The organism is Chthoniobacter sp. (genome assembly GCF_040003245.1).
Taxonomy (GTDB): Bacteria; Verrucomicrobiota; Verrucomicrobiia; order Chthoniobacterales; family Chthoniobacteraceae; genus Chthoniobacter.
In genome coordinates this window covers 17,813-29,032 of sequence record NZ_JBDUCX010000067.1, presented here as the reverse complement: position 1 = coordinate 29,032, position 11,220 = coordinate 17,813, and the positions used below count along the sequence as shown (strand labels likewise).

At 60.6% G+C, this 11,220-nt stretch carries 7 protein-coding genes and 1 pseudogene; 7 read left to right on the top strand and 1 reads right to left on the bottom strand.

Going from position 1 to position 11,220, the window contains the following annotated elements; all coding sequences use genetic code 11:
- Positions 1-1,470: pseudogene (locus ABJF10_RS11555) on the top strand (hypothetical protein); the annotation flags it as partial.
- Positions 1,471-1,583: 113 nt separating this feature from the next.
- On the opposite strand, the gene ABJF10_RS11550 reads toward ABJF10_RS11555, so the two are convergent.
- Complete coding sequence (locus tag ABJF10_RS11550; RefSeq protein WP_348544724.1) at positions 1,584-6,233, bottom strand: ATP-binding protein; 4,650 nt, start codon at positions 6,231-6,233, stop codon at positions 1,584-1,586.
- On the opposite strand from ABJF10_RS11550, the gene ABJF10_RS11545 reads away from it, so the two are divergent.
- From ABJF10_RS11545 to ABJF10_RS11520, 6 genes are all read left to right on the top strand, one after another.
- Positions 6,228-6,656 (top strand): hypothetical protein, encoded by a 429-nt coding sequence (locus tag ABJF10_RS11545; protein ID WP_348544723.1) that lies wholly within the window; start codon positions 6,228-6,230, stop codon positions 6,654-6,656. The genes ABJF10_RS11550 and ABJF10_RS11545 overlap by 6 nt on opposite strands.
- 12 nt (positions 6,657-6,668) lie before the next feature.
- Positions 6,669-7,472 carry a hypothetical protein gene (locus tag ABJF10_RS11540; RefSeq protein WP_348544722.1) on the top strand — a complete coding sequence of 268 codons (804 nt, stop codon included), beginning with the start codon at positions 6,669-6,671 and terminating at the stop codon, positions 7,470-7,472.
- Between the two features lie 99 nt (positions 7,473-7,571).
- Positions 7,572-8,579, top strand: coding sequence for a hypothetical protein (locus ABJF10_RS11535; RefSeq protein ID WP_348544721.1), 1,008 nt, complete (start codon positions 7,572-7,574; stop codon positions 8,577-8,579).
- 148 nt (positions 8,580-8,727) lie between these two features.
- The gene (locus ABJF10_RS11530; protein ID WP_348544720.1) at positions 8,728-9,252 is read left to right on the top strand and encodes a hypothetical protein; all 525 of its coding nucleotides are present in this window, start codon (positions 8,728-8,730) and stop codon (positions 9,250-9,252) included.
- Complete coding sequence (locus tag ABJF10_RS11525) at positions 9,236-10,126, top strand: hypothetical protein (protein WP_348544718.1); 891 nt, start codon at positions 9,236-9,238, stop codon at positions 10,124-10,126. Before ABJF10_RS11530 ends, ABJF10_RS11525 begins: the two co-directional genes overlap by 17 nt.
- Positions 10,123-11,220 carry a TrbI/VirB10 family protein gene (locus tag ABJF10_RS11520; protein ID WP_348544717.1) on the top strand — a complete coding sequence of 366 codons (1,098 nt, stop codon included), beginning with the start codon at positions 10,123-10,125 and terminating at the stop codon, positions 11,218-11,220. The genes ABJF10_RS11525 and ABJF10_RS11520 overlap by 4 nt, the downstream gene beginning before the upstream one ends.

The following is an 11,220-nucleotide window of genomic DNA, read 5'->3' as shown; positions in this document are numbered from 1 at the left end:
CTCGCCAATGCGGAGGCGCTCTACGATGGCAGTTCGCGCAATCTTGTCGGCGTTAAGACATTCGCCGGGAGTGGCGGCAACGAGACGCCGCAGCACGCCGTGTTGCTCGGGATGAGTGGCGCGGGAAAGAGCGTCACCGTTTGCGACCTGCTCAGTCAGACGGAAGCGTTTTACGACTATACGGTCATCATCGAGGAAGGGCTCTCGTATGAGATCTACACGCGCACCGTCGCCCCAGACGCACGCCCGATCATCATCCAGCCTGACGGCGACCTGACGATCAACTACCTCGACACCCACGGGCTGCCACTCAGCGCCGAGCACCTTTCCTCCGCGATGGCCCTCGTCGCGAAAATCGTCGGCGTGAGCAACGATGAGGACAAGCAACTCGCACGTGAGGCGCAACTCGCCAAATACATCGCGCTTCTTTACGACGACGTATTCACCGAGTGGAGCAAGGTCAACGAAGAGCGCGTATTGGAAGTCGCCCGGCACGCTTGCGCCTTGTCACGCTTCCGCAAAGCCCGGCCAGGGATGACCCTGCTTGATGCCTTTGTGGATTTGCGCGATTGGCGGCGCGCCGAGCCTGACGCCGCCGCTGCGTCGCTCAGTGCATTGGACGAGGAGGATGTGATGCGCTTCCTCAAGGAGTCCGCGACGCAACGCGAAGTCCGCAACCTTGCCTTCGCCTACTTCGCGCCCTCCGAATATCCCACCCACCGGATGCTCCAGGAATTGCTCCAGCTCGAATCCTCCGACGCGACTGCCGAAGACCTCGCTACCCGCCTCCTCCCGTGGTGCGCGGGCGGCAATTACGGCTGTCTGCTCGACGGCGAGAGCAACATCTCGCTCACCGGCAAGATTGCGCACTTCGAGTTAGGCTACATTCCCGAAGCGGCCAAACTCCTCCGCGCCGTCGCCGGCTTCCTCATCACCAACTACACCCGCCAGCACATCATCACGATGCCCCGCGGACTGCGGAAGCGGAACGTCTATGAAGAAGTCGCCCGCCTCCTCGACATCCCCGGCGGCGAGCAGATCGTGAAGGAAAGCTATGCACAGATGCGGAAGTTCAACTGCTGGAACATCTCCATCGTCCAGCAATACGCCCGCTTCAAAGAAAGCCGCATCCGCTCCGCCGTCTTCGGCAACTCGCGCCAGTTCTTCCTCATGCGCCAGAACGACCGCGCCGACCTCGACGACATGGGCCGCGACATCGGCCTCACCGAAGTGACCAAGCACGCCATCCTCTCCTATCCGCTGCCCGACCAGCAAAGCGGCGAAGACAAGTTCGCCGCCTTCACCTACCTCCACTCCGACGCCCAGAACCCCATCTGCGGCACGGCCCACAATGTTGCATCCGATGAAATGCTCTACGTCAGCGGGAGTAGTGGCGCGCAGTTCGACGAGAGGGCGAAACAGCTCCGCGGGAGTGGCGACGTTATCCACGCGATCGTCGCGAATGCCTGAACCGGTTTGTCGCAGTATCCGAACCCCGAAAGCGATTTGCGCTTAGCCCAATTGGACGCTCTCAGAATCTAAGTGTGACAATCCATACTCCCCCGATCGAGTTTCCGCGGATCTCATCGCCTTCGCCCGCGCGGAACGCGGCGCGTCCGCCGCCGGAAGCGGAATGGAGCCCCCGCCACGGGTCGGGCATCGACTGCTAGCAAACTCTGACGCGTGCCAGCCACGTTCAATGCGAGGAGTCGCTCGAAAAGGGTCAAACCGCGCTCGCGGCCAACACCTTCGTCCCGATGGAGCGTGAGTGCGAGATTGATGAGTTCACTCGCCGAAGCGGCAAAGCTTGTGCGCATGTCCAGCAATGTTTGCCCGTGGCGGTCGAGAATCGTATCGGCGAGATCCGCTGCGAGCGCTGAATGAGTGGGAATGAAGTCAGGCAACCGTTCCACCAGCGGCCCCAATGCGTGCGAAACGAGGGCGTTTGGATGCCCGAGGAACGTGTTCAACACTCCAAGCAATTCGGGATTGGGATCGAGCCGCGGCATCAAGCTGAACAAACCCAGTGCCTCGACGGCTGTAGCTTCATTGGCACGAGGGATGACTCCTTCCAAAACGCGAACCGCTTTGGATCGCACGCTGGGTTCCGTAAAAGCGTGTGCAGCCGTTGTGGCAAGCCCGGTAAGGACATCTTGCGAGGTGGCGGGATCAGCCAGCAGGTGTGTGATAGTTACCGCAGCCCATTCGTCATCCCAAAAGACGTGGCGATACATCAATAATTCGCCAAAGCCACGCGCACTCGACGACCATTCTGATGCGCGCACGCTCTCAAGGATCGAGCGAACTGATTCCGGTGGAAGCCACCGAAATGCCTCTGCGATAGCACGGTAACCGGCGACGCTGTCTCGAACTCTCGGAAAGCGTTGAAATAGCTCTTCGAGAAAAGCTGACGATGCTCGACGATCCGCGTAGCCGAGCAAATCGAGGTGCCAACAAAGTGCCCGCCATGTTGCCACACGCTCAGGACGTTTGAGGTGAGCTTGGACGAGAGCGAGGAACCGGTCGGGCTGCCGCGCGACCCGGCACGCAGCGTCGAGCACGCTGAGCACAGCGTAGGTTCCGTGCGGCACGGTCCACGAGTATCCTGATTGCCACAGGAGGGTGGTCGTGCGCTCCTCTTCGCGAGCGTTTTCTTCCGACTCGTCACGCACGGTCTCCGCAACGATCTCCGGGAGCCACTGCTCAAACATCGCGAACAGGTCGTCTGCAATTGGTTCGCCCGTCTTGAGCCTCTTCCGGACAGCGTCGGCTGCACCAACGCGAAACTCTACATTTCGGAACCCGCGAGCATTCAACGCACGGACGAACGCGAAGAGTTGTTCACTTGGAACTTCTGATTCGGCGAGCTTTTCGAGGGCATACGCAGCGGGGCGTGTGTGCTCTGCGGGGTCAAGCCGACTGATGAGCGCAAAAGCACGTTCTGGCTGCCTTTTAGCCAGTTCAGCAAACGCCCGGGACACCTGAATGCTGCCGCCTTGAAAGAAGTCCCTCGGGTTTTCCCATTCGGTGCTGTCCGGCAGCTCGGCAAGTGTCGCGAGGATTTCCTCATCCGACGCCTGTTCCATAGTCTCTGGGGACATTGGACTACCGATCTCGCGCATAGGTGACATCGAAATCCCGTCCTCCTGAGAGAGGTCAGGAAACGTCGTTTCCTCCGCTGCGATGAAGGCCGCGATTTCAGGGGAACGAAGTTCGTCAGGGATGTATCTCAAAAGTCGCAATCGGCCTTTGCGCGTCCAACGTTCAAGCCTTTCAGGCTCGATGTCCGGCCGCGCGACACGCAGGGGCTCCCATCCAGCGATGGCTTGCTCCAATGCTTGAACTTGTTCCCGATTGAGATGCGGGCAGACTGAAGAAATGAGTGCTCCGGAATCACGGTGTTCACCGTTGTAGTCGCCGAGTTTGAATCGGCGCCTGTCGCTCAGCAGGAAGCCCAACGTGAGCGAAGGTTGCCGCGCGGCGGCGCCGGCGAGGCCGCGGGCGAGGACTCGCTGGACGGTCATCGAGTTCAGTTGCCCCGCGGTTTCCAAAAAATCCGCAAACTGTTCGGAATCTGTGCGAGCGAGCGATTCAGCGGCAATCTCGATCGCTTCTAGCAGCGGGGCCGTGCCGTCGCGCACACTCAGTCCAAGGCCGTATTCCCGACGGAAAGCGTTGTCGGTCGCGTCGTCTTTTTCATCCATCGCTGCGAGAAGTCGAAGGAAGAGCGGCCAAATGTTCTCGATAAAAGCGCCTGGGGCCGACTCGGCGATTGGTTTGAGATCGGGCCAATCCGTATTCCCCTGGAGAGCATTGTTCGCCGCGCGTTGTCTGGGGCTGTCCCGAAACAGTCGAGCCTCCGGGCTCGCATCGCCGTTAGTTTCGATCGCCCCCGAGAGAGCTTCAACTTCGGCGACAATGCGCCTCATAAACGCCGCGAAGATTGGCACCGCCAAGGCAGCATCCGTTTCCGCCGCAAAGCTGATCACGTCGAAGAGTCGGCTAACACTCGTCGAATCACGGCCCGCTAGAATCTCGGCGAGGTGCGTCGCGTCTGCGGTCCACGGCTGAATATTGGTGAGCACGCTCGCCGTCCACCAGTCCATATCAGCGCGGGAAATCCAATGATCGCGTAGCAAGACAAGCACAGTTTGCGCGTTCTGTTTTGCGGCAACGCTCAGCACTTCAGTGAGAGCTGCACCTAGACTATTCCCTTCCCCCATCAAGCGAGGCAGAACATCCGGCGAAAGCCGCTCGAACCACGCACGTCGCCCCACAATCGCGATTAACCCTGTCTGCCGCGATGCAGGATCTGCTAGCGCCGCCCGCAGATAATCCTCTTCGCGGTGATCTGGGTCTTCGAGCTGCCCCAAGAATTCCACGAGTTGGAGGCGGACGTGATATCTTAGGTCCTGCCGTTGCCATAAAGCTGCGAATTCCCGGCGATAAGTGTGTGGCTCGGCCCCTCTTAAATAAACTAACGCGCTCCACAGCCGAGGTCGGACAAATAACGATTGCTGCCGGGCCAGCACAAAATCGGTGAGTGTCTGACCCTCGGCAGCGAACGAACGCGCGAGTGCAAAATCAAACACCGTTTGATGTTGAAAGCCGAGTCGACGCTCATCTTCGGCCGTTGTGAGAATGCCCGCGGCAATGAGTTGCTCCACCTGCGGGGCACGATCATCAAATCGGGATCGAGCTAGCCAAAGCGTTTCCTCAGCAGCCATTCGCCGTGCAAGATCGCGCAGAAGATCGGCGCGACCCGGCAGCCCAGCGGCATTGGTCACGCACTGGCCCCATAGTCTTTCCAGCATCTGCTGATAGGATGTAAATACAGGCATCTCTTCTCCCGAACTCACCAGTTTGACGAAAATCGCGAGCTGCTGCGGTCGTCGTAAGATTTCGCGAAACGCCTCCGGCCAATCTTTTGCAGGCACTCCACGTCTTTCGAGGAGTGCCAGAACTTCGCCCCATTCGGGCAGCGGAAGTTGAACAGGTTCGGCTTCGATAGCCGCCAGCCGTGCGTCGTGGCGGTGCTCAACTTCACGACTCGACGCGATGACACGCACGTTTTCTACGCCCGCCAGTTCCCGGATGAACTGGAGCAGCGCATTCAATCGCCCCCCATGCACGTCCACAAGATCGGCAAGCGCGTCGAGTTGATCGACAAGGACGACCGCTGGAGCCGTCTGCGCCAGATGCCTTAGCGCGACGCTGGGCATTTCACCCAAGCCAAGATGCGAGCCAAGCTTGGCGACGGAATCCACTGATTGAGGCAGCAGGTCCGCTTTGATAGCGAGCACCGAAGCACCGCGTTCGAGAAACCAGCGACCGAGCAGCGCGAAGAGCGCTGATTTTCCGCTGCCAGGTTCACCGAGCAAAAGCTGAACATTCGATTGCTCCGGCTGACGGGCTTCTACCAATTGCGCGAAAGCTGGAGATTCCATTCTCTCGCCATCTATGCTCGTCGGCCAGGCGAGCAGAGCTTGCGAAGCTGTCGCGCACGCTTGCTGGAGTTGTTCCAACGCCGGGATTGCCATAGGCTGTGGCCCGACTGCCGTCGGCGGAAGAAGGGCCGCCTCCATACGCTCTGCGCGAGTATCAAGCCGGGCGAGCATTTGCATTTGAATGCGCCGACTGATTTCCGTGTCGCTCGCGATTGCGGAAGCCAGCGCATCAAGAAAGTGCTGGATGAATGGCGCGAGCATCGGCCGTTGCGCTCCCAAGTCGGGCCGTTCAGAAATCCACCTGTCCATGAATGGCTCCGCCTCGAGGCGGCAAAGGCTAATCTGATTTGCAAGCAATCGCAGGAAAACGGGATCATCCACCTCGCGCGCCAACAATCGCGCCGCCTCCTCGTCGGCAGGTAAAGATGCGAGCGTCTCGAGCAACTTCTGTTCGATGCGCTGGATCAGGGGTTTGAGGCGCTCTCGCTCGTTCTCTACCGCTCGCTCAGCTTGCTCTCGATTCGTATCTCGTTGCTGGCCCCATGCCGTCACCGCACCAACGAGGGCGTTTTGCGATACGCCGAGAAGATACGGTGCGATGAATTCTTGAAAGAAAATGGCATCCACGTCCGAAGAAGATGATGCTTTCTGAAGTCCGGGACAAGAAGAGCCCGAAGCTTCGGAAGCGATTTGCGCAACAAAGGCACGACTGACGGGGAACGACGCCAGTTGCGCTCGCGCGGGCGCAGGGGTGGCGGAAAGGCGGCGTAGAACGGTCGTATGCAATCACGACCCACTTTCCTCACTTCGACCCTCGCGTGCGCGCTGCTCAGCGGCTGTGCGGGGCTCAGTCCCACGCGCATCATCGGTAACACCGCTGGCGCGGCTGGCGGCGCGCTGATCGGCCATACGTTCGAAAAAGGTAATCCGCTGGCGACGACGCTCGGCGCGGGAGCTGGCGTGCTCGTCAGTGAAGCTCTCCAAGCGGGGAGTAGTGCGGCGCAGCAGAAGTCCTATCTCTCGGGATACGAGAAAGGGCAGAGCGATACCGCCAAGCGGCAATTTCAGGCGCTGAATGATCGGCAGCGCCTCTCTCCGCAATCCGATGAAGCCGCGCATCTTCGGCTGTTTGAGGTGCCGCTGCCGGAACGGCAGGTCAATGGCGTCACGTTCGCGCCCGCCACCGCCACTCTCCGCATTCAGGAATAACCCACTCGAATTATGAAACTCATCCATACTCTTATCGCGCTTGTCGCCACGGCACCGCTGCTCTCGGCGCAGTATGTCGTCACTGATCCTGTCTCCGACGTGCTCGCGGAGGAGATGCACTTGGAGGACATCGCCAAGTGGGTTCAATCGCTCGAGAATCAAGTTCAGCAGATCAATACGCTGACCCAGCAGCTCCAGCAGGTGCAGGCTTATGTGAAAGCGTTCGGTGATCCTGAGAAGCTCCTCAGCATCGTCGGCGCGGATCAGCTCATCAGCAGCCTTCAGCAAAGCGGAGTGGGACAGACCATCGGCGAGATTCAGAAGGTCGCCAATGGGGTGCAGGCGCTCAGCTATAACGCGCAGGGCCTTTACCAAAGCTTGGGTTCCACCTTCCAGACGCCCACTGGCGCACAGGTGCCACGCGCTGAGGAGCTGTATCGGAAATTTGGCGCGATCCAGCAGGGGTCGCAGAACTTCCAATCAGTCACGGACGATGTGCACACCCGCCGCGAATCGTTGCGGCAGAACATCGCGACCACGACGCAGCAGCTCCAATCCGCGACCACGGATGCGGAGACGCAGAAGCTAACTGGAGTGCTCGTAGGTCAATCCGCCGAACTCGCGGCGGTCGATCGCGAAATCGACCAGGCCGCGGCGCAGGTCGCGACACAGGACATCGAGAATCGCGCTGACCGCGAGCGACAGGAACAGGGCCGTCGTGAGGAACGGCAGGCGCAGATGGAAGAAGGCTTCCGGCGCTACAGCGAGACCTTCCAGATCGACGCCTCCGCGCCTGCGGTCCCAGCCCGCCGATAAGTCACGAGACCTAATGCCATGAACGACTTTAACACACTCTTTCCCAACTTCCTCAACCAATGCGCGGAGCTGAATCGCGTGCTTACGCCAGTCGCCATTGTGCTCTTCGTCGTCGGCATCATTTCATCGACCGTGAGTGGGCAGCGTAGCGCGAGCGCCTATCTGCGCGCTGTTGCAAGGACTGCCGCCTATGTTGCTGTGCTTGCTTCGCTGCTGACGTGGGGAAATCAGGTCGCGACGGCGATCGACTCCACGGTGAAGACCACGTTGCAGGCCGATCCGGGCGCAGTTCAGGCCCAGTATCAAAAGGCGCTTACCATGCAGAAGGGCACCACGGGCAAGAGTAAGTCATGGTGGGATTTGCTTGATGCGCAGGCGATCTTTGAAAGCGGGCTCTCGTGCATCATGTGGTTCGTCGGATGGCTCGCGAGCGTCATCGTTTTCTACGCCTATCTCGCGCAGAAGTTCATCCTCTACGTCGGCTACGGGTTCGCCCCCCTTTTCATCGGGTTTCTCGCGGTGCGGACGCTTCATTCCATCGGCGTCTCTTACTTGCTCGGCTTCGTCGGAGTGCTGTGTTGGCCGCTGGGATGGGGCGCGGCGTCGATCATGACCAAGGGGCTGCTCGACTTCATGACTGACCAGAGCTTCTTCGCTCTGGGAGCTGCGCCGGGCGGGGCGGGCTACGCGCTGCAAAATCTCATCGGCGTCGCCGTGCTCGGCATCTGGCTCATCTTCAGCACGATCGCGGCGCCGATCATCATCCAAAAAGCAATCGCGACGGGAACGCAGATCGGCCAGGCACTCGCAGGCGGAGCCGTGACGGCCGGGACCGCGGGCGCGGTTGCTGGAGCTGGAGCCGCCGCAGCCATCGGCGGCCGGGGAGGTGCGCTTGCCGCTGTCGCGGGAATCGCAGGCGGAGCAGCGGCGGGCACCGTCGGCGCGGCGGAAGCGTCTATGAGCGGCAGCTCGTATTCACCCCTTGGCAATATGCTCGGCTCGCTTGCGAGCCAGCGGCCGGGCTCGCGCCGTCCGCCCAAGCCGAAGAAGGACGACCCCACGGGCGACAACGCCGTCCGGGAGGTTCTGCAAAAGCACCGCAATTAACTTTATGACCACGACAACATCCACCGAGCTGCGCGAGACCGCGCCGCCGATTCACAGCCCATCCGTCAAGAGACGATCCACTGACCCGACGCGCGTCTTCATCGACAAGGATCGCCTTGCGCGATTTTGGTTCCTCACCGCAGTCGCGGTGATCATCGGAGCCGCAGCTGAGCGCATTCACTTGGCGCGCACGCTGAAGGAGCGCGAGCGTGTCGTGATCGTTGATCCAGCGGGCACGTTCTTTGTCTCTCCGCTGCTTCAGTTTCAGGAAGCGCGGGAGCTTCACGCTCAGCAAAGCACTCTCGCGGCAGTAGCCTTTCTGGAGCGCAACCCGAAGGACTTCGACCACCCGGAACTGCTCAAACAGATGTTCCTGAAAAGCGCGCACGAGAAGGCTCGCAAGCAGTGGAACGGAGAAGAGCCGGAATTCAAAGCGAAGCAGCTCCACCAAAAAGCGGAGATTGCGCGCATCGAGTTCATCGAGACGCGCGCCGATGCGGTGCTGACGCAAGTGAGCGGGCAGCTTATCCGCACCGGCATCTTCCAAGAGCGGGCGTTCAGCGAAGCCGTGCCTTTCGTGCTGAAGCTCAAGATGCGGCGCAACCCCAACATGGTCGAGAACGGGCGCTTCCCGACCGCAATCGAGGACTTCAAATATGAACCGTCTCGCTAGTCTCTTCCTTATTGCCGAGACGCTGCACTTCGGCAGCATCCAAGCCGCCGAGCAGCGTGTGCAGGACTTCGTCCTTGATTATCACACGGTCTATACCGTGCCGGTTTCGGGAATGCGCGTAACGACGATCTCGTTTCCGTCGCCCATCGCTGCGATCGACGGCGCGCTCACGACTGCTGACGGCAAAACGCCAGGCGTATTCCAGATCGCTCACACGAAGGGCACGGCTTACTTTTCCGCGCGGGCACTGGCGAAGGGCGCGACAACGAACCTCAATGTCCGCTGGAACAATCGGACCTATGTCTTCGACCTACACGAGAGCGCTGAGCCTTGTTACTCGCTCGTCCTGCGCGGTGGTAGCGAAAAGAGCAGTGCTCTAACCCGTCCGCTCACGCCGAATCGACTGCTCGGTCTTCTGGACAAAGCGAAAGCATTCGCGCTGCTCCAGCAATATCAGCCGGACGTCGTCCGCGATGTGGAATATCGCGACTGCCGCGCCAAGCCGCTCGTGACCGATTGCGGCGACTATGAGGTGCGGCTTACGGAAGCGTTCCGTTTTCCAGAGCAAGACACGCTCGTGTTCCAACTGAGCGTCGCGAATAAGAGCGGCAAGCCTTTGGAGCATCAGCCAGAGCGGTTGGAAGTGCGCGTCGGAGAGCAGGTCTTCACACCGTCACTCTCCGATCTTTCCAGCATCATCGCACCCCACGGCGGCGCGACAGGTTATGTCGCCATCACCGGCAATCCAAGCGGACGGCGCAACGGCCTTTCGATCAAGAACGACTTCACCTTCGTGCTCTCGCGGCGCGATGCCGCGATGGAAGCGGCCACGCGCGGCTTTGATGAACTGCCAACCACCGGACTTTCCAAATGAATCCACGTCGCTTTATCAATCTCCTTCGCTCGCCCTCCGGCGCGCTCACACTCTTCGTCCTTGGTTTGGCGATAGTGCTAATCCTGGTGAACAGCCGGCGCGGCTCCAATGGCCGGTCCGATGACACAACCGCGGTGACGCCAAAGCCGGCGAATGGCCAGCAGATAACACAGACGGTCGAGCGTAACATCTCGCCGTTCAACCCGCCGCAACCGAGCGGAACGCCACCTCGCGCGACAGCGCCCGCGCCGGCAAAGCAGGCCGCAGCCACGCCTACATTGCCGCCAATCAGCTTGTTCGCAGAGACGCCTGCGCCGGAGAACCAGGCCAAGACGTTCAGCGCAGACTTTGCGCCGTTCGGCAGGCTGATCCCGTGCGAGTTGGTCATCACCGTGGACTCGTCCTCGATCAACACACCGATCGTCGGACTGGTCACAGAAGACATTTTCCATCACGGGCAACTCATCGTTCCCGCAGGAACGGAGGTGCATGGCACGGCGCAGGTGGACCGAGCGCGTGAACGCATCGCCAGCGACGGACGCTGGACGCTCGTCTGGCAGAACGGCGAGGAGTTGAACGTGTCGGGATTGGCGCTCGATCACGAGCGCGAGGTGGACACCGGCACTTGGGCAATTACCGATGGCAGCGCTGGATTGCGCGGTCGGCTCCTTAAGAGCGATGACCTTGCCGAGGTGAAGCTCTACGTGGCTGCGCTGCTCAGCGGAGCGGCGGATGTCTTCACCGAAAAGAACACGTCGGCCTTCGGCTCATTCACGCTGCCGAGTTTGCAAAACGCGCCGCTCAAGGGTGCGCAGAGTGTGCTCGATCGCTATTCGCAGCAGATCCTTACGAGCATCGAGAGGGACGGCTTCTATGTCCGGGTTCCGGCCGGAAAGCAGTTTTATCTCTACGTCACACAAACGCTCGACCAGGACGACGCCAAGATTGGCGGTACGCTCGCACAGCAAGTCACTGCGCCCACTGAGCGGGGAGCCGCTCAGGCCGCGCCCGCCACCCCGCAGTCTCCAAACTTCCGCGGAAACGCGCTGCCTCTGCGCATGCCCGCTTCGTCCACTCCTCAACCCCGTCGCTAA

Excerpts from the sequence above, each read along its gene's own strand:
- ABJF10_RS11545 (WP_348544723.1), top strand. The coding sequence starts at position 6,228 with ATGCAATCACGACCCACTTTCCTCACTTCGACCCTCGCGTGCGCGCTG.
- ABJF10_RS11540 (WP_348544722.1), top strand. The coding sequence starts at position 6,669 with ATGAAACTCATCCATACTCTTATCGCGCTTGTCGCCACGGCACCGCTG.
- ABJF10_RS11525 (WP_348544718.1), top strand. The coding sequence starts at position 9,236 with ATGAACCGTCTCGCTAGTCTCTTCCTTATTGCCGAGACGCTGCACTTC.
- ABJF10_RS11520 (WP_348544717.1), top strand. The coding sequence starts at position 10,123 with ATGAATCCACGTCGCTTTATCAATCTCCTTCGCTCGCCCTCCGGCGCG.